The sequence below is a fragment of the Pseudomonas sp. genome (assembly GCF_035277045.1).
Lineage (GTDB): Bacteria > Pseudomonadota > Gammaproteobacteria > Pseudomonadales > Pseudomonadaceae > Aquipseudomonas.
In genome coordinates, this window is record NZ_DATELE010000167.1 from 36,926 (window position 1) to 54,239 (window position 17,314).

The 17,314-nt window shown below is 65.3% G+C and carries 17 protein-coding genes; 7 read left to right on the forward strand and 10 right to left on the reverse strand.

All coding sequences use genetic code 11. The features are described from left to right. The first annotated feature begins 85 nt into the window (after window positions 1–85). Window positions 86–1,399, forward strand: coding sequence for an ATP-binding protein (locus VJS90_RS08190; protein ID WP_324120839.1), 1,314 nt, complete (start codon window positions 86–88; stop codon window positions 1,397–1,399). Here the strand turns inward: VJS90_RS08190 and rimK are convergent, their stop codons facing one another. Together rimK and VJS90_RS08200 are read right to left on the reverse strand one after the other, a co-directional pair. Beyond that, window positions 1,400–2,305 carry a 30S ribosomal protein S6--L-glutamate ligase gene (gene rimK / locus VJS90_RS08195; RefSeq protein WP_158461498.1) on the reverse strand — a complete coding sequence of 302 codons (906 nt, stop codon included), beginning with the start codon at window positions 2,303–2,305 and terminating at the stop codon, window positions 1,400–1,402. Further along, the gene (locus VJS90_RS08200) at window positions 2,302–2,784 is read right to left on the reverse strand and encodes an ATP-dependent zinc protease (protein ID WP_324120841.1); all 483 of its coding nucleotides are present in this window, start codon (window positions 2,782–2,784) and stop codon (window positions 2,302–2,304) included. Before VJS90_RS08200 ends, rimK begins: the two co-directional genes overlap by 4 nt. Before the next feature lie 109 nt (window positions 2,785–2,893). Between VJS90_RS08200 and VJS90_RS08205 the strand changes: the two genes are divergently transcribed. Next, window positions 2,894–3,295: an RNA-binding S4 domain-containing protein gene (locus VJS90_RS08205; protein WP_324120843.1), complete on the forward strand. Its 402-nt coding sequence runs from the start codon at window positions 2,894–2,896 to the stop codon at window positions 3,293–3,295. Here VJS90_RS08205 and VJS90_RS08210 read toward each other — a convergent pair. After that, window positions 3,286–4,095, reverse strand: coding sequence for a phosphatase PAP2 family protein (locus VJS90_RS08210; protein ID WP_324120846.1), 810 nt, complete (start codon window positions 4,093–4,095; stop codon window positions 3,286–3,288). The genes VJS90_RS08205 and VJS90_RS08210 overlap by 10 nt on opposite strands. Before the next feature lie 107 nt (window positions 4,096–4,202). Here VJS90_RS08210 and hslO point away from each other — a divergent pair, with 107 nt between their 5' ends. The 3 genes from hslO to VJS90_RS08225 all read left to right on the forward strand — a co-directional run bounded on the left by hslO (window position 4,203) and on the right by VJS90_RS08225 (window position 7,461). Beyond that, window positions 4,203–5,102 (forward strand): Hsp33 family molecular chaperone HslO, encoded by a 900-nt coding sequence (gene hslO / locus VJS90_RS08215; RefSeq protein WP_324120848.1) that lies wholly within the window; start codon window positions 4,203–4,205, stop codon window positions 5,100–5,102. A 179-nt stretch (window positions 5,103–5,281) separates the two neighbouring features. Next, window positions 5,282–6,823 (forward strand): phosphoenolpyruvate carboxykinase, encoded by a 1,542-nt coding sequence (locus VJS90_RS08220; protein ID WP_324120850.1) that lies wholly within the window; start codon window positions 5,282–5,284, stop codon window positions 6,821–6,823. Between the two features lie 206 nt (window positions 6,824–7,029). After that, a complete protein-coding gene (locus tag VJS90_RS08225; protein ID WP_324120852.1) occupies window positions 7,030–7,461 on the forward strand; it encodes an acyl-CoA thioesterase in 432 nt (143 codons plus the stop codon). A 55-nt stretch (window positions 7,462–7,516) separates the two neighbouring features. Here VJS90_RS08225 and VJS90_RS08230 read toward each other — a convergent pair whose 3' ends face one another. From VJS90_RS08230 to yrfG, 4 genes are all read right to left on the reverse strand, one after another. After that, entirely contained in the window at window positions 7,517–7,990 is a 474-nt protein-coding gene (locus tag VJS90_RS08230; protein WP_324120854.1) for a glycine zipper domain-containing protein, read from the reverse strand. 213 nt (window positions 7,991–8,203) lie between these two features. After that, entirely contained in the window at window positions 8,204–10,540 is a 2,337-nt protein-coding gene (locus VJS90_RS08235; RefSeq protein WP_324120856.1) for an FdhF/YdeP family oxidoreductase, read from the reverse strand. A gap of 3 nt (window positions 10,541–10,543) precedes the next feature. Beyond that, window positions 10,544–11,374 carry a formate dehydrogenase accessory sulfurtransferase FdhD gene (gene fdhD, locus VJS90_RS08240; RefSeq protein ID WP_324120858.1) on the reverse strand — a complete coding sequence of 277 codons (831 nt, stop codon included), beginning with the start codon at window positions 11,372–11,374 and terminating at the stop codon, window positions 10,544–10,546. Between the two features lie 147 nt (window positions 11,375–11,521). Continuing rightward, a complete protein-coding gene (gene yrfG / locus VJS90_RS08245) occupies window positions 11,522–12,184 on the reverse strand; it encodes a GMP/IMP nucleotidase (RefSeq protein ID WP_324120860.1) in 663 nt (220 codons plus the stop codon). Window positions 12,185–12,248: 64 nt separating this feature from the next. On the opposite strand from yrfG, the gene nudE reads away from it, so the two are divergent. Next, on the forward strand, window positions 12,249–12,812 hold the full coding sequence (gene nudE, locus VJS90_RS08250; protein WP_324120862.1) for an ADP compounds hydrolase NudE: 564 nt from the start codon (window positions 12,249–12,251) through the stop codon (window positions 12,810–12,812). Next, window positions 12,809–13,636, forward strand: a complete 828-nt coding sequence (gene cysQ, locus VJS90_RS08255; protein ID WP_324120864.1) for a 3'(2'),5'-bisphosphate nucleotidase CysQ — start codon at window positions 12,809–12,811, stop codon at window positions 13,634–13,636. The genes nudE and cysQ overlap by 4 nt, the downstream gene beginning before the upstream one ends. On the opposite strand, the gene VJS90_RS08260 is transcribed toward cysQ, so the two are convergent. From VJS90_RS08260 to VJS90_RS08270, 3 genes are read right to left on the reverse strand one after another with little or no spacing between them, the layout of a single operon-like run. Continuing rightward, window positions 13,625–14,080, reverse strand: coding sequence for a YiiD C-terminal domain-containing protein (locus VJS90_RS08260; RefSeq protein ID WP_324120866.1), 456 nt, complete (start codon window positions 14,078–14,080; stop codon window positions 13,625–13,627). The two genes, cysQ and VJS90_RS08260, sit on opposite strands and share 12 nt — an antisense overlap. Further along, a complete protein-coding gene (locus VJS90_RS08265) occupies window positions 14,077–15,483 on the reverse strand; it encodes a sigma-54 dependent transcriptional regulator (RefSeq protein ID WP_324120868.1) in 1,407 nt (468 codons plus the stop codon). The genes VJS90_RS08260 and VJS90_RS08265 overlap by 4 nt, the downstream gene beginning before the upstream one ends. After that, a complete protein-coding gene (locus VJS90_RS08270) occupies window positions 15,480–17,294 on the reverse strand; it encodes a sensor histidine kinase (RefSeq protein WP_324120998.1) in 1,815 nt (604 codons plus the stop codon). The genes VJS90_RS08265 and VJS90_RS08270 overlap by 4 nt, the downstream gene beginning before the upstream one ends. Window positions 17,295–17,314: the final 20 nt, after the last annotated feature.

Consider the following 17,314-nt stretch of genomic DNA (forward strand, 5'->3'; position numbering starts at 1 on the left):
TCCCATGGATCGCCCTGTTTTCGTCTGTAGCGGGCCGACAAAGCCAGCGAGCCGCGCTCGCGTTCGCATTGTGTAGCTGTCCTTGATGAAAACGCCCCTGTGGTTCCCCCAGAGCTTCTTCGCCCGCACCCTCTGGCTGGTGCTGATCGTCGTCCTGTTCTCCAAGGCGCTGACGCTGGTCTACCTGCTGATGAACGAGGACGTGCTGGTCGACCGCCAGTACAGCCACGGCGTGGCCTTGACCCTGCGCGCCTACTGGGCCGCCGATGAAGAAAACCGCGACCGCATCGCCGAGGCCGCCGGGCTGATCCGCGTGGTCGGCTCCGGCGTGCCCGAGGGCGAGCAGCACTGGCCCTACAGCGAGATCTATCAGCGCCAGATGCAGGCCGAGCTTGGCGAGGACACCGAGGTACGCCTGCGCGTGCATGCGCCGCCTGCCTTGTGGGTGAATGCGCCGAGCCTGGGCGATGGCTGGCTGAAGGTGCCGCTGTACCCGCATCCGCTGCGCGGGCAGAAAATCTGGAACGTGCTGGGATGGTTCCTGGCCATCGGCCTGTTGTCCACGGCGTCGGCCTGGATCTTCGTGCGCCAGCTCAACCAGCCGCTCAAGCGCCTGGTGTTCGCCGCGCGGCAACTGGGCCAGGGGCGCAGCGTGCGGCTGCCGATCAGCGATACGCCGAGCGAGATGACCGAGGTCTACCGCTCGTTCAACCAGATGGCCGAGGATGTCGAGCAGGCGGGCCGTGAGCGCGAGCTGATGCTCGCCGGGGTGTCCCATGACCTGCGCACGCCGCTGACGCGCCTGCGCCTGTCGCTGTCGATGCTGCCCAGCGACAACGACCTGACGGACGACATGGTCCGCGACATCGAAGACATGGACGCGATCCTCGATCAGTTCCTGGCGTTCATCCGTGATGGCCGCGACGAGCCGGTGGAGCAGGTCGACCTGTCCGAGCTGGTGCGCGAGGTGGTGGCGCCTTTCAACCAGCCCGAGGAGCGGGTGCGGCTCTGCCTGGAGTCGATCCCGCCCTTCCCCTTGCGGCGGGTATCGGTCAAGCGCCTGCTCAACAACCTGATCGGCAATGCCCTGTACCACGCGGGCCAGGGCGTGGAAGTGGCGGTGTACATCTCTGGCGACCACAGCGCCCCCTACGTGGTGCTGAGCGTGCTGGACCGTGGCGCGGGGATCGATCCCGCGGAGCTCGAGGGTATCTTCAACCCGTTCATTCGCGGCGACCGGGCGCGCAGCGGCAAGGGCACCGGGTTGGGCCTTGCCATCGTCAAGCGCATCGCCGCGCAGCATGGCGGCAATGTCGAGTTGCGCAACCGCTCCGGTGGCGGCATCGAGGCCCGGGTAAGGCTCCCCCTGGGCCTGCTGTTGCCGCGCGACGCGGTCTGATCAGCCTTTGCCCTTGGTGCGGGTCAGGTTTGGTCCGCCGTTTTTCTCGAGGTGCTCGATGATCATCCCGGCAACGTCCTTGCTGGTGGTGACCTCGATGCCCTCGAGGCCCGGCGAGGAGTTGACCTCCATCACCAGTGGCCCGTGATTGGAACGCAGGATGTCGACCCCGGCGACGCTCAGGCCCATGACCTTGGCGGCGCGGATGGCCGTCATGCGCTCCTCCGGGGTGATCTTGATCAGGCTGGCGCTGCCGCCGCGGTGCAGGTTGGAGCGGAATTCACCCGGCTTGGCCTGGCGCTTCATCGACGCGATGACCTTGTCGCCGACCACGAAGCAGCGGATATCGGCGCCACCGGCTTCCTTGATGTACTCCTGCACCATGATGTTCTGCTTCAGGCCCATGAAGGCCTCGATCACCGACTCGGCCGCCTTGGTGGTCTCGCACAGCACCACGCCGATGCCCTGGGTGCCTTCGAGCACCTTGATCACCAGCGGCGCGCCATTGACCATCTGGATCAGGTCGGGGATGTCGTCCGGGGAGTGAGCGAAGCCTGTGATCGGCAGCCCGATGCCGCGGCGCGACAGCAGTTGCAGCGAGCGCAGCTTGTCTCGCGAGCGGGCGATGGCCACCGATTCGTTCAACGGGAACACGCCCATCATCTCGAACTGGCGCAATACCGCGCAGCCATAGAACGTCACCGAGGCGCCAATCCGCGGGATCACCGCGTCGAAGCCTTCCATCGGCTTGCCCCGGTAGTGGATCTGCGGCTTGTGGCTGGCGATGTTCATGTAGGCGCGCAGGGTATCGATGACGACCATTTCGTGGCCGCGCTGGGTACCGGCTTCGACCAGGCGGCGGGTGGAATACAGACGCGGGTTACGCGACAGGACAGCGATCTTCATGCAGCACCTGTGAACGGGGGGAGGGTGGCCACGAAGGCCGGTTTGTCCTGAACGTATTTGAGACCGGGGTTGACCACCAGCTGGCCGTGGATCAGCGCCTTGGAGCCCAGCAGCAGGCGGTAGCGCATGGACTTGCGGCAGGCCAGGGTGAATTCGACCTGCCAGACCCTGTCTCCGAGCGCCAGGGGCGTGCGGATCACGTAGCGGGTCTGGGTGTGCCCGTTGGAGCTCCTGATGATCTTCATGGTAACCAGCGGGGCCTCGCAGCGACGGTGACGCAGTTGCACGACGGTGCCCAGGTGCGCATTGAAGCGTACCCATGGCTCGCCGTCACGTTCGAAGGTTTCGACCTCGGTGGCATGCAGGCTGGAGGTGCTGGCGCCGGTGTCGATCTTGGCGCGCAGGCCGGCGACACCGAGGCCGGGCAACGCGACCCATTCGCGCAGGCCGATCACAGTCAGATGGTCAAATGTCTTCACGATGCACAACCTGCGGATAATTCGGTGAACTGTAAGCACGCCGCGGACTTTTTGCATCTGCAAGTTAAGGTAGTACAGTTCCGTGAAAGACTGTGTTCGAGGAAATGCCATGGCACAAAAGCCCGATCAAGACGACAAGGTCCGCCTGGACAAGTGGCTATGGGCGGCGCGTTTCTACAAGACCCGTGCGTTGGCCAAGACGGCCATCGAGAGCGGCAAGGTGCATTGCCGCGGCGAGCGCTGCAAGCCCGGCAAGGAACCCAGGGTGGGGGACGAGTTTGTCCTGCGCACCGGCTTCGATGAGCGCACGGTGGTGGTCAAGGCGTTGTCCGTGGTGCGCCGCGGGGCGCCCGAGGCGCAGGCGCTGTACGAAGAAACGCCGGAAAGTCTCGAACGCCGCGAACAGGCCGCCGTGCTACGCAAGGCGGGGGCGGTGGGCGTGGAAACCGATGGCCGGCCGACGAAGAAGCAGCGTCGGCAGATCCATCAGTTGCACGGCAGCTACGAGTAAGCGCGTGCGCCGACTACACTCAAGCGACCGAGCAGCGGCAGTCGCGCGGCCAGGTTGAACAACGGCGCGGTCCAGCGCAGCAATGCTTGGGTGCAGTGGGCCGCGAGCGGCGTGCAGTAGCTCCAGCCGATGGCAAGAATGGCCATCAGCAGCCCGCCTATATAGTCGTCCTGCCCCCAATGGGCGCCGGCCACCAGGCGCGGCATCATGAACAGCAAGGCCAGTGCCCAGATCACCAGGTGCTGGAGCGAGCGGCGGCTGAACAGGCTCATGAACAGCGCCCAGATCAGCAGGACAGAGGCGTGGTCGCCCGGAAAGCTCTTGCCTGAACGGTCCTTGAGCTCCCAGCGCGCCTCCAGGTTGGGGTAGTAGTCGCTGAGGCGGATGACGTGGTCCAGAACCATCGACGGGCTGTCGTGTTGCCAGCCCATTGCATCGCACCACTTGGAAAACACGGCGCGAATCACCACTAAGAGGATCAGCGTCACGAAAAAGCCGAAGAAGGCTTCGCGTACCTGATGTGCCTTGAACACCCAGTCGCCACGAATCAGCAGCGCCAGAAGGATCAGGCCCACGACTATGTCGAACGGACGCATGCTGCCCACCGTCCAGACGTAGCGCCAGGCGGTATGGTCCGCCAGTGGCGCGTTGAGGGTGGCGAACAGCCACTCGTCGACTGACAGGCAAAGGGCCTGGCCAAAGGGCCACAGCCAGAAACACAGTAGGGCGGCAGGCAGCAGCGTGCAGGCTGCCAATGGACCCCAGGACCACCTTGCTTGGAACAGTGGTCGATTGTTCATAAGATACCTCGATTACCAGCGGAGTATTGAGCGCCTCATGGGCGCTCTGGAACGGGCCTCTTGAGCCCTATACACATTTTGTCATCATTCTCAGACAGTCAGAACTCATGCACGACTTGCCAGACACCGATTTCACCCAACGTTTCATCTTCGACGACCGCGATGTCCGCGGCGAATGGGTCGCGCTTGATCGCAGCTACGGCGAAGTGCTGGCCCGTCATCCTTATCCGCAACCGGTGGCCGAGCTGCTGGGCGAGCTGATGGCAGCCGCTTCGCTGCTGGTGGGCACGCTCAAGTTCGATGGCTTGCTGGTGCTGCAGGCGCGGTCCCAGGGGCCGATTCCGCTGCTCATGGTCGAATGCTCCAGCGAGCGCGACATCCGTGGCATGGCCCGTTACGAGGCTGAGCAGATCGGCGCCGAACCGACCCTTGAGCAACTGATGCCCGCAGGCGAGCTGATCCTGACCATCGACCCGATCAAGGGCCAGCGCTACCAAGGCATCGTCGACCTGGTCGGCGCGAACCTGTCGGAGTGCTTCACCAACTACTTCCTGCAGTCGCAGCAGATCAACACGCGCTTCTGGCTCACCGCCAGCGAAGGACGTGCCCGTGGCCTGCTGCTGCAGCAGTTGCCGGTCGATCGTCAGCGCGACGAAGAAGAGCGCGAGGACAGCTGGCAGCACGTCATCGCCCTGGGCGGCACGCTCAAGGCGGAGGAATGGGCACTCGACAACGAGACCCTGCTGCACCGGCTGTACCACGAAGAGGCCGTCCGGCTGTTCGATATCCAGCCGCTGCGTTTCCGCTGCAGTTGCTCGCGCGAGCGCTCTGGCAATGCGTTGGTGAGCCTTGGCGAGACCGATGCGCTGAACCTTGTCGAGGAGTGCGGTGGCAAGGTCGAGATCGATTGCCAGTTCTGCAACGAGCGCTACTTCTTCGATGCGACCGATGTCACGCAACTGTTTGCCGGTGGCGGAACGGACGAGCCGTCAGAAACTCGACACTGAAACGTTTCACTTTAGGTGATAGTCCTGTCGAACGGCTGAAAACCGCCGTTCTGACAGGAGGACCCTACTTTTTTTGGGCGTTTCTGGCATAATCCGGCCACTTTTTTCGCTGTAGTAGTTTTAAACGAACAACTACAAAACGTTTGGAGCACTCGGCCGCAGGCCGGATGGGGAATCTCATGACGCAAGCCAATAACACCGTGTACACCGACCTGAGCGTCGATGAGCTGGTAAAAGAAGCGCTGAACCGCGGTGAGGGCGAACTGGCCGACACTGGCGCGCTGGTCGTGAAAACAGGTCATCGCACCGGTCGTTCGCCGGCTGACCGTTTCATCGTCGAAGAACCGTCCACTCAGGACGCCATTGCCTGGGGTCCGATCAACCGCAAGTTCCCTGCCGACAAGTTCGATGCTCTGTGGAACCGCGTCGAGGCGTTCAACAACGCCCAGGGACACTTCGTTTCCCACGTCCACGTAGGTGCTGCGGCCGATCACTACCTGCCTGTGAAGATGACCACCCAGACTGCCTGGCAGAACCTGTTTGGCCGTTGCCTGTTCATCAACCCGGAGCAGTACAACCCTGCTGGCCGTGATGAATGGCAAGTGCTCAACGTTGCCAACTTCGAGTGCGTGCCAGAGCGTGACGGCACCAACTCCGACGGCTGTGTGATCATCAACTTCGCCCAGAAGAAAGTGCTGATCGCTGGCATGCGCTACGCCGGTGAAATGAAGAAAGCCATGTTCTCTGTGCAGAACTTCCTGCTGCCGGCCGCCGACGTGCTGCCGATGCACTGCGCCGCCAACATTGGCGAGGAAGGCGACGTGACCCTGTTCTTCGGTCTGTCGGGCACCGGCAAGACCACCCTGTCGGCCGACGAAAGCCGTTACCTGATCGGTGACGACGAGCACGGCTGGGGCGAGGGCGTGGTGTTCAACATCGAAGGCGGTTGCTATGCCAAGTGCATCGACCTGTCCGAGAAAAACGAGCCTGTCATCTGGAAAGCCATCAAGCACGGCGCTGTCCTGGAAAACGTCATCATCGATGACGCCAAGAAAGCCGACTACGCCGATGTCAGCCTGACCCAGAACAGCCGCGCGGCCTACCCGCTGGAGCACGTTGCCAAGCGTTCCGAGAAGAACCTCGGTGGCGAGCCCAACGCGGTCATCTTCCTGACCTGCGACCTGACTGGCGTACTGCCGCCCGTGTCGATCCTCAACAACGAGCAGGCGGCCTACCACTTCCTGTCCGGCTATACCGCGCTGGTCGGTTCGACCGAAATGGGTTCGGGCGGCGGCATCAAGTCGACCTTCTCCACCTGCTTCGGCGCGCCGTTCTTCCCGCGTCCGGCTGGCGAATACGCTGAGCTGCTGATCAAGCGCATCAACGGCTTCGACTCGAAGGTCTACCTGGTCAACACCGGCTGGACCGGCGGTGGCTACGGTGTTGGCAAGCGCTTCAACATCCCGACCACCCGTGCCGTGATCGCAGCGATCCAGAGCGGCGCGCTGGTGGGTGCCGAGACCGAGCACCTGGACATCATCAACCTGGACGTGCCAAAAGCCGTTCAAGGCGTCGACACCCAGCTGCTCAACCCGCGCAACACCTGGGAAGACCAGGCTGCCTACGACGAGGCCGCCAAAGGCCTGGCGAAGCTGTTCACCGAGAACTTCAAGAAGTTCGACGTATCCGACGCCATCAAGTCGGCCGGTCCGCAGCTGTAAGCTGGACTGTGTCAACAGAGCCGCCCTTGGGGGCGGCTTTTTTATGGGTTCGACGATGTAGGATTGTGGGTGTCCAGTGTGCGCCTGGGGCTTTGTGGTGCGGTGGAGATCGAGCGCCGCGCGGCGGCGCATCGCGGGACAAGCCCGCTCCCACAGGGCCCCAAGCGCACGCTTCCTCTTCATGTTTCAAGGAGCATCAGCCATCCATGACTGAACTACCCCTGCGCCAGCACTTCCCGCACTTTCATCCCATCCTCACCCGCCACCTCGACAGCGACCTGAATGGCCTCATCGCGGGCCCTGCCGTGCACGGCTTCTTCGACACCGCCATCCACGCCTATCTGCTCCAGCACGCAGGCCTGGACCTGCAGGAAGGGGTGGTGGCGGGCTTCGTGGTCAGCTCGGCCGCGGACTTCTTTGCCTTGCCGGGGTTTCCCGAGGTGCTGGAGGTCGGTCTGCGCGTGACCCGCCTGGCCGGTAGCACGGTGGAGTACCAGACTGCGCTGTTCCGCGCGGGGGACCAGGAGGCCTGCGCGGCGGGCAAGCTGGTCCAGGTGTTCGTCGACCGGCAGACGGGCATGCCCGTGGCATTGCCCGATACCTTGCAATCGGCGCTGGCGCTTTTGCTGCAGGCATGAAAAAGGCCCTGTCCGGACGGGCAGGGCCTTTTCGTGGAGCGCTAGCGGTCAGGGCTTAGCGGTGACGCCAGTTGCGCTTGTGCTTGCGATGGCCGTAGTGATGACCACGGTCGCGGTAGTGGCGACGGTCGTCATAGCCGCGGCGATCGTGGCGCTCGTCGGCATCGGCCTTGTTGCCCATGTAGTTGCCCAGCGCGCCACCCGCGCCGCCGCCCGCGGCCGCGCCCACGTAGCTGCCGGTGGTGCCGCCTACGCTGCGGCCCAGGACGTTGCCGCCCGCGGCGCCCAGTGCGCCGCCGATGGCCGCTTCACCACGCTGGCGCTTGTCGGCGCCAACCGCGCTGCCCGCCGCGCCACCCAGGCCCGCGCCGATGGCGCCACCGGTGCTGCCGCCGATCTGCTGGCCGACCACCGAGCCGAGTACCCCACCCAATGCGCCGCCGATACCGGCTTCGGTGGAGCCACCTGCCGAGGCAACGCCACTGAGCAGGCCAAGAGACAACAACAGAATCGAGGAGTACTTCTTCATCGAGAGAGCCTCATGTGGATGACGAGGCGATCCTGAGGCTGGATTGTTAGGCTGGCAACGAAATTCCGACGATTGGTAGAAGTTGTACACAATGTTGTAAGTTATTGTTTTCGCAATGAAACTTTGTGCGATTTCAAGTGTCCTAGATTACTTGGGAAAAGCCCTGATCCTCGCGGACAGGGCTTTTTTCATGCCTGGAGAGCGCCCTTCCGGTCAGAGAATCCGTCCTGTCTCCCGCGGCGCTTCCAGCTTGATCGCCACGAATTTCGATGTCGGCGTGTGGCTTCCATCGCCAACGCTTTCCAGTGGCACCAGCGGGTTGACCTCAGGGTAATAGGCCGCCGCCTGTCCAGCCGGGATATCGAACGCCAGCAGGGTAAAGCCCTGCACCCGGCGCTCGTGACCATCGGCCCACAGAGAAACGATGTCGGCCTTCTGCCCTGGCTTGAAGCCCAGGCGAATGATGTCCGCTTCGTTCACGAACAACACATCGCGCTGCCCCTTCACGCCCCGGTAGCGGTCATCCAGCCCATAGATCGTGGTGTTGTACTGATCGTGCGAGCGCATCGACTGCATGATCAGGTCCGGCACCTGGCCGCTGGCACGCACGCGTTCGTCGAGCAGGCTGTCAGGCAGCAGGTTGGCCTTGAAGTTGGCGCGGCCGGTCGCGGTTTTCCACTGGCGGGCGCCCGCGCTGCTGCCCAGGTAGAAGCCGCCCGGATGCTCCAGACGCTGGTTGAAGTCGGTGAAGCCCGGGATGGTGTCGGCGATCAGGTCGCGGATGCGGCCGTAGTCGGCGATCAGCCAGTTCCAGTCCACCGGCGTGCTGCCCAGGGTCGCGGCAGCGATGCCGGCGACCACGGCGGGCTCCGAGCGCATCTGGCGTGACAGCGGCTGCAGCTGGCCGTTGGACGCATGGACCATGCTGAAGGAGTCTTCGACCGTCACCGCCTGCGGGCCTTCGCCTTGCTGGTCGATGTCGGTACGCCCCAGGCACGGCAAAATCAATGCCTGCTTGCCATGGACCAGGTGGCTGCGGTTGAGCTTGGTGCTGATCTGCACGGTCAGCGCGCAGTTGCGCAGGGCCTGGGCGGTGCGCTCGGTGTCCGGGGTGGCCTGGGCGAAGTTGCCGCCAAGACCGATGAACACCCGGGCGCGGCCGTCGAGCATGGCATGGATCGCTTCCACGGTGTTGTGGCCGTTGTGCCGGGGCACGCTGAAGCCGAAGCGCTTTTCGATCGCATCGAGCAAGGCCACCGGCGGGCGCTCGTTGATGCCCATGGTGCGGTCGCCCTGCACATTGCTGTGGCCACGCACCGGGCACAGGCCGGCGCCAGGCACCCCAAGGTTGCCGCGCAGCAGCATCAGGTTGGCGATCTCCTGAATGGTCGCGACCGAATGACGGTGCTGGGTGATGCCCATGGCCCAGCACATGATCACCTTCTCGGCCTTGCGGTACATGCGCGCGGCCTGTTCGATGTCGGCCAGCGGCAGGCCGGATTGCGCCTGGATCTGCTCCCAGGAGGTCGCATCCACCACCGCCAGGTAGTCGTCGATGCCGTGGCCATGCTGCTCGATGAAGGCGTGATCGAATACCGCCGGCTCACCGCTGGCCTGGGCCTCGCGCTCCCACTGCAGCAAAAACTTGGCCATGCCGCGCATCATCGCCATGTCACCGCCCAGTGCCGGGCGGAAGTAGGCGGTGTTGGTCGGACGGTCACCGTTGGTCAGCATCTCCAGCGCATGCTGGGGGTGCTGGAAGCGCTCGAGACCGCGCTCTTTCAGCGGGTTGACGCAGACGACCTGGGCCCCGCGCTTGACCGCGTCACGCAGCGGATCGAGCATGCGTGGGTGGTTGGTGCCGGGGTTCTGACCCCACACGAAAATCGCATCGGCATGCTCGAAGTCATCGAAGGTCACGGTACCCTTGCCGACCCCGACGCTCTGGCCCAAGGCCACGCCGCTGGCCTCATGGCACATGTTCGAGCAGTCCGGGAAGTTGTTGGTGCCGTACGCGCGCACGAACAGCTGGTAGAGGAACGCCGCTTCGTTGCTGGCCCGGCCCGAGGTGTAGAACTCGGCCTGGTCTGGCGACTCCAGCGCGTTGAGGTGCTGGGCGATCAACGCGAAGGCGCCATCCCAGCCAATCGGCTGGTAGCGGTCGCTGGCCGCGTCGTAGACCATCGGCTCGGTCAGGCGGCCTTGGTATTCAAGCCAGTAGTCACTCTGTTCCAGCAGCGCGCTGACGCTGTGGCGCGCGAAGAACGCGGCATCGACGCGGCGCTTGGTCGCTTCCCAGTTCACCGCCTTGGCGCCGTTTTCGCAGAACTTCACCATGCCGCTTTCGGGCGAGTCGCCCCACGCGCAGCCCGGGCAGTCGAAACCGCCGTTCTGGTTGGTCTTGAGCAAGGCACGGATGTTCTTCAGGGCGTTGTCGCTGCCGACCCACGCCTTGGCCACGCTGCGCAGCGCGCCCCAGCCACCGGCGGGGCCGTTGTACGGCTTGTAGCGAGGGACGGGTTTCTGGTCGGCTTTATGATGCAGGCTCACGGTCTAGATCTCCGGCGCGGGGCTGAACACCCGCGGTGCGCTGTGCTTGGGCAAATGAATCAGGTTGAGGTTGTGCCGCCGGGCCCATTGCAGGGCCAGGCCGGTGGGTGCGGACAGACTGACCAGGGTCTGGATGCCGGCGCGCAGGACTTTCTGGATCAGCTCCAGGCTGCAGCGGCTGGTGACGATCGCCAGGCCTCCAGCGAGGTCGATGCGTTGGCGCAGCAAGGCGCCGATCAGCTTGTCCAGGGCGTTATGCCGGCCGATGTCTTCGCGGCCCAGCAACAGCCGGCCCTGACTATCCATAAACACCGCCGCGTGCACGGCACCGCAGTGCCGGCCCAAAGGCTGGAATTCATCGAGACGCTGGCGCAGGCCGTCAAGCCAGTGGGCGGGGGGCAGGGGCGCGCCGGGCAATACGTCGAGTTCGGGCAGTGCCTGCTCCAGCGCCTCGACCCCGCACAGGCCGCAGCCGCTGGTGCCCGCCAACTGCCGGCGCTGATTTTTCAGGTTCCAGAACGCGCGGCTGGAAATCTCCAGGTCCGCGTACAGCGCCGCACCCTTGCCAGAAAACTTCATGTCATAGATTTCCGACGGCGTGCTGACCAGGCCGCTGCCAACGCTGAAACCGACCACGAAGTCTTCCAGGTCGGTGGGACTCACCAGCATGACCGCCTGATTCAGGCCATTAAAGGCGATCGCCAACGCGACTTCCTCGGCGAGCGGCGTCGGCGCCTGCTCGGCGTCGGTCAGCTGGACGTAGTCGTAGGTGTTGCTGGCGGCTGGCAAGGCAAAGGACACGGGCGCCGCGCAGACCGGAGGTTTGCTGTTCATCAGGCGGATTACCGGCGGCTGGTTATCCCCTAAGCCTAGGCTTGTGCCGGGGACGCGTCTAATCGCTAGGGTCTATGCGCCGATAGACACCGTCGATCAGGCCCCTGCCAGGTGCTGCGAATTCCCGAGCTAGGGCTTGAGCAGGTTTCAAAGACCTGCCAGCAACTCCCGGTAATCCTCCACCGCTTCGAACTCCTCGGTGTCGCGCGGGCCGCGCTTGCTGTCCGGCTCGCGTACCGCCAGCAGATGCGCCACACCGTAGCGCCGGGCGCTGCGCAGGATCGCCAAGGTGTCGTCGATGAACAGGCTGCGCGCCGGGTCGAAGCCGATATCGGCGTGCAGCGCATCCCAGAAGTGCGGGCTCTCCTTGGGAAACCCGTAGTCGTGTGAGCTGATCAGCCGCTCGAAATACGGCGCGAGTTCGACCCGCTCAAGCTTCAGCGACAACGAGTCCCGATGCGCATTGGTGATCATCACCACGCGCTTGCCCGCCTGACGCACAGCCGCTAGGAAGGGTTGGGCATCGGGCCGCAAGGCAATCAGCTCGGCGAGCTCCTGCTTGAGCTCGCGCACCGGCAACTTCAGCTCGCGCGTCCAGAAATCCAGGCAGTACCAGTTCAGCGTCCCGGCATTGCGCTCGAACAGCGGCTGCAGCTCGAGCTCGGCCATGGCGCGGCTCACGCCATGCAGCTCGGCGTAGCGCTGGGGCAGGTGCTCGAGCCAGAACTGGTTGTCGTAATGCAGATCGAGCAGGGTGCCGTCCATGTCGAGCAGGACGGTGTCGATGTCGGACCAGGCTAGCAGGGGCATATGAAATTCTCGAAGACGTGGCAAGCCACGGTATAGTAACCCGTTCACGCCAAGGAGCCGCCCCATGCGCCAGAAACCCACCGTACTTGCCCGCGAGATCGTCGCCAGCAGCCGCCTGTTCCGTGTCGAAGCCGTGCAGTTGCGCTTCACCAACGGCGCCGAGCGGACCTACGAGCGCCTGGTCGGCCGCGGCAATGGCTACGGTGCGGTGATGATCGTGGCGATGCTCGACCCCGAGCATGCGGTGCTGGTCGAGGAGTACTGTGGCGGTACCGAGGAATACGAGCTGTCGCTGCCCAAGGGCCTGATCGAGCCGGGGGAGGACGTGCTGGCGGCGGCCAACCGCGAGCTCAAGGAAGAAGCCGGGTTTGGCGCCCGCCACCTCGAACACCTGACCGAGCTGTCGCTGTCGCCCGGCTACATGAGCCAGAAGATCCAGGTGGTGATGGCCACCGACCTGTACGAGGAGCACCTCGAAGGCGATGAGCCCGAGCCGATGCGCGTCGAGAAGATCAACCTGCGCGAGCTCTCCGCCTTGGCCCAGCATCCGCAGTTCACCGAAGGGCGGGCGCTGGCGGCGCTGTACCTGGTACGCGACCTGCTCGCGCAGCGGGGGCTGTTCGCATGAACCAGGCGCAGTTGATGCACCACGCCGTCCTGCTCGCCCGCCAGGCGGGCGAGGCCATCCTGCCGTTCTGGCGCGCCGGGGTGGCGGTCACCGCCAAGGCCGATGATTCGCCGGTGACCGCCGCCGACCTGGCGGCCCACGAGGTCATCGTCCAGGGCCTGCAAGCGCTTGCACCGCAGATCCCGGTGCTCTCGGAAGAAGACGCCGGCATAGCGCTGGCCGAACGCCAGGCCTGGCAGCGCTGGTGGCTGGTCGACCCGCTGGACGGCACCAAGGAGTTCATCGCCGGGAGCGAGGAATTCACCGTCAACATCGCCTTGATCGAGGCGGGTGAAGTGGTGTTCGGCGTGGTCGCCATGCCCACCAGCGGGCGCTGTTATTTTGGTGGCCGTGGCCTGGGTGCCTGGCGCGAGGAGGCAGGCCTGCCCGCCGAGCCGGTCCAGGTGCGCTCCGCTCCGGCCGCCGGCGCGCGTTTCACCGTGGTGGCCAGCCGTCGCCATTCCAGCCCGCAACAGGAAGCCCTGCTGGGCGGCCTGGGCAGGGCGGTGGGTGAGCTCGAGCTGGCCAACATCGGCAGCTCGCTGAAGTTCTGCCTGCTGGCCGAAGGCGCCGCCGACTGCTACCCGCGCCTGGCGCCTACCTCGCAATGGGATACCGCCGCCGCCCAAGGCGTTGTCGAAGGCGCCGGTGGCGAAGTCGTCACCCTGGACGGCCAACCGTTGCGCTATCCCGCCCGCGAATCGCTGCTCAATCCCTTCTTCCTGGCCTTGCCGCGTGCCGCTGCCTGGCGCCAGGATCTGCTGGACCTTGCCTCAGCGATGTAGCACGAACTGCCCGCTGAAGTTCACGGCGGGCGCTTCACTGCCGGCATTGAACACCTGCGTGCGCAAGGTCAGGCGAGCCCGCCCGCGGCGCTGGTAGGTGGCGATAAAACGCTCCCATACCTTGTCCTCGGGTGGCAGGCACTGGGCGATGGCCGCGCCGGTCACCGGCAACGGGTAGCTGAGCTGGCCTTCCTGAATCACGATATGACCGTCATCAACGCCCAGCTCGCGCAGGCGCAGGTGCAGCCAGCCCCAGCCGGCCAGCACGGCGGCGCAGTAGAGGCTGCCGCCGAACATCGTGCTCTTGTGGTTGACGTTGGCCGCTAGCGGCAACCGCAGGCGCAGGCACCGGTCTTGCCAGTCGAGCACCTCGACGCCCATCTCGCGGGTCAGCGGGATATCGCTGTGCAGCACCGACTCCAGGTGGCGGCTGTCAGGATTCATGGGCGGTTGTCCTCCGTGTCATCGTGATGGCTGCTGTCGGCGAAGCTCAGGCCGTGCTTGCGCAGCTTGTCGTGCAGGGTCTTGCGGGGTATGCCGAGCGCTTCGGCCAGGCTGCGCATCGAGCTGTGCGGTTGCGTCAGCTCGGCGGCGATCAGTGCGCGCTCGAAGTGCTCGACCTGCTCGCTGAGGTTGCCGTTGCCAGGCACCGACGGGGTTTCTGGCGGTGCGCTCTCCTGGCCATCCAGGGCCAGCTCCAGGCCCAGCGCAAAGCGCTCGGCGGCATTCTGCAGCTCACGCACGTTGCCCGGCCAGCCGTGACGCAGCAGCATCGCCCGCTGGGCCGGTTGCAGGTTGTGCGGCGGCAGGCCATGCCGCTGGGCGGCGGCGTCGGCAAAGTGCAGGAACAGCACCAGGATATCGTCGCCACGCTCGCGCAGTGGCGGAATGCGCAGCGGCGCCACGTTCAGGCGGTAGTACAGGTCGGCGCGAAAACGGCCCTGGTCGGCGGCCTGGCGCAGGTCTTCCTTGGTGGCGGCGATCACCCGGATGTCCAGGGGGATCAGCTGGTTGCCGCCCAGGCGCTCGACCACCCGCTCCTGCAGCATGCGCAGCAGCTTGACCTGCACATCCAGGCTCATGCTCTCGATTTCGTCGAGAAACAGCGTGCCGCCATTGGCGAACTCGAACTTGCCGATGCGCCGCTTCTGCGCGCCGGTGAACGCCCCAGGCTCATGCCCGAACAGCTCGCTCTCGACCACCGACTCGGCCAGGGCGCCCGCGTTGATCGCCACGAACGGTCCGTCCCGACGGCTCGACAGGTCGTGCAGCGCGCGCGCCACCACCTCCTTGCCCGCGCCGGTCTCGCCGAGGATCAGCACGTCGGCGCGGGTTCCGGCCAGGGCGCCGATCTGCTCGCGCAGGCGCAGCATCGACGGCGACTGGCCGACCAGGCGGCCGCTGAGCTCCTGGCGATCGCTCAGGGCCAGGCGCAGGCTGCGGTTGTCCAGCACCAGCCGGCGCAGGGCCAGCCCTCGGCGCACGCTGTCGAGCAGCGAATCGCTGGGGAACGGTTTCTCGAGAAAGTCATACGCACCGGCGCGCATCGCCTGCACAGCGAGCGGCACGTCGCCGTGGCCGGTGATCAGCAGCACCGGCAGCTCCGGGTCGCGGCCATGCAGCTGCTCGAGCAGTTGCAGGCCATCGATGCCCGGCATGCGGATATCGCTGACGACCACGCCTGGCCAGTCGGGCTCGATGCGCGCGGCCAGGCCCTGCGCGTCGCTCAGGGACATGACCTTGAGCCCGGCCAGGTCGAGGGTCTGGCTCAGGGCCTGGCGCAGGTGCGGGTCGTCGTCGACCAGAATGACCTGGGTGCGGCTGTCGATGTAAGGCTCGGTCGTCATGCCGAGGGATCCTCCGAGAATTGCAGGTTGGCGCCGGGCTTGGCCACGCGCAGTTGCAGGGTCAGCAGGGCACCGCCCTCAGGGTGGTTGCTCAGCAGCAGCTCGCCGCCCAGCGCGCGCATCAGGCTTTCGCAGATGGCCAGGCCCAGCCCCAGGCCCTGGGTGCGCGTCTTGGTGGTGAAGAACGGCTCCTTGGCGCGCTCCATGGCCTGGCGGGTAAAGCCCGGTCCGTTGTCACGAATGTACAGGTAGACGACATCTTCGCGGCGCTCGGCACTGAGCCACAGCTTGCGCGGGTTGGCTTTCTCGGTCAGGGCATCGAGGGCGTTGGCCAGCAGGTTGCCGAGCACCTGGCGCAAACGCGTCTCGCCGGCCTGTACCCACAGCGTGGCATCCGGCAGGTCGCGCACCAGCTCCACGGCCATTGCCCGACGACGCTTGGCCAGCAGCGCCAGGGCATCGTCGAGCGCCGGTTGCAGCGCCACGCTCTCAGGCGCGTGGCGGTCGCGGCGGGCGAAGGCGCGCAGGTGGGCGATGATCGAGGCCATGCGCCCGGTCAGCTCGGCGATCAGCTTGAGGTTGCCGCGCGCATCCTCGGTGCGCTGGTGGTCGAGCAGGATCTCGGCGTTTTCGGCATAGCTGCGGATCGCTGCCAGCGGCTGGTTGAGCTCGTGGCTGATGCTGGCCGACATGGTCCCGAGCACCGACAGCTTGCCGGCCTGGACCAGCTCGTCCTGGGCTTGCACCAGTTCCTGCTGGGCCTGTTCGCGCTCAAGCACTTCGGTCCTGAGGCGCTTGTTCAGGCCCTCGAGGGCAGCGGTCCGCTCGTTCACGCGTTTTTCCAGGTCCTGGCGGCCATGGGCTTCCAGGTCGATACGGTCGATGTAGTGGCGTCGGCGCTGCATCACCAGGCCCAGCAGCAGCATCAGCACCAGCAAGGTACCGGCGCCGATGGCCATGACCGTGCTCACCGAACGGTCGACCAGGCTGCGCGGCGCCAGGATGCTCACCTGCCAGCCGGTCTCCTTGATCGCGCGCGTCTGGGTCAGCCAGGCGTCGGGGTTGAGGGTGAGCGGCTTGGGCGCCGTGGTGGGGTAGGGCTGGATCGCGGCGATCGCCTCGCGCTCGGCGTCACTGAACGCGCGGGTCGCACGGAAGCGCCAGTCGGGACGAGAGGTCAGCACCACCACGCCGTTCTGGTCGGTCAGCAACAGTTGCTCTGGCGTTCGGCCCCAGAGGGTCTCGGTGTGGTCTAGGTCTACCTTGACCACCAGCACGCCGATCACCTTGTCGTTGTCACGCACGGCGGCCGCGAAGAAATAGCCGCGCTTGGCCGATGTGGTGCCTTGGCCGAAGAAACGCCCCAGGCGCCCGTCCATGGCTTCATTGAAATATGGGCGGAAGGCGAAGTTGCGGCCGATGAAACTGTCGCGTTTGTCCCAGTTGGACGCCGCCAGGGTATTGCCGCTGACGTCCATCAGGTACATCACCTCGGCGCCAGTCTGGTCGACGATTTCCTTGAGCAGGCGGTTGGCGTTGGTGAGCGTTTCCAGGCGCAGCGGGTCGGCCAGCACGGTGCGCAGGGCCGGCAGTTCACCGAGGATGCGTGGCAGGGTCTCGTAGCGGTGCAGGGTGCCCAGCAGGTTGGCGACGTAGAGGTCGAGGGTCTGGCGATTCTGTGAGGCGAGTTCGCCCTGATAGTACTTTTCGGCCAGGTGATGCAGTGGCCAGAGCAGTGGTGCCAGGCACAGGGCCACAAGGGCCAGGCTGCGCCAGCGAGGGCGTCGTGGAAGTGTTGAAGTCGAGATCATCGCCAGGTGCGCCAGAGGAG

Bases quoted from the DNA above. Each gene is read 5' to 3' on its own strand.
- VJS90_RS08190 (WP_324120839.1), top strand. From the start codon at position 86: ATGAAAACGCCCCTGTGGTTCCCCCAGAGCTTCTTCGCCCGCACCCTC.
- VJS90_RS08265 (WP_324120868.1), bottom strand. From the start codon at position 15,483: ATGACGACCGAGCCTTACATCGACAGCCGCACCCAGGTCATTCTGGTC.
- VJS90_RS08260 (WP_324120866.1), bottom strand. From the start codon at position 14,080: ATGAATCCTGACAGCCGCCACCTGGAGTCGGTGCTGCACAGCGATATC.
- fdhD (WP_324120858.1), bottom strand. From the start codon at position 11,374: ATGAACAGCAAACCTCCGGTCTGCGCGGCGCCCGTGTCCTTTGCCTTG.
- cysQ (WP_324120864.1), top strand. From the start codon at position 12,809: ATGAACCAGGCGCAGTTGATGCACCACGCCGTCCTGCTCGCCCGCCAG.
- VJS90_RS08230 (WP_324120854.1), bottom strand. From the start codon at position 7,990: ATGAAGAAGTACTCCTCGATTCTGTTGTTGTCTCTTGGCCTGCTCAGT.
- VJS90_RS08220 (WP_324120850.1), top strand. From the start codon at position 5,282: ATGACGCAAGCCAATAACACCGTGTACACCGACCTGAGCGTCGATGAG.
- nudE (WP_324120862.1), top strand. From the start codon at position 12,249: ATGCGCCAGAAACCCACCGTACTTGCCCGCGAGATCGTCGCCAGCAGC.
- VJS90_RS08210 (WP_324120846.1), bottom strand. From the start codon at position 4,095: ATGAACAATCGACCACTGTTCCAAGCAAGGTGGTCCTGGGGTCCATTG.
- hslO (WP_324120848.1), top strand. From the start codon at position 4,203: ATGCACGACTTGCCAGACACCGATTTCACCCAACGTTTCATCTTCGAC.
- rimK (WP_158461498.1), bottom strand. From the start codon at position 2,305: ATGAAGATCGCTGTCCTGTCGCGTAACCCGCGTCTGTATTCCACCCGC.
- VJS90_RS08270 (WP_324120998.1), bottom strand. From the start codon at position 17,294: ATGATCTCGACTTCAACACTTCCACGACGCCCTCGCTGGCGCAGCCTG.
- yrfG (WP_324120860.1), bottom strand. From the start codon at position 12,184: ATGCCCCTGCTAGCCTGGTCCGACATCGACACCGTCCTGCTCGACATG.
- VJS90_RS08225 (WP_324120852.1), top strand. From the start codon at position 7,030: ATGACTGAACTACCCCTGCGCCAGCACTTCCCGCACTTTCATCCCATC.
- VJS90_RS08205 (WP_324120843.1), top strand. From the start codon at position 2,894: ATGGCACAAAAGCCCGATCAAGACGACAAGGTCCGCCTGGACAAGTGG.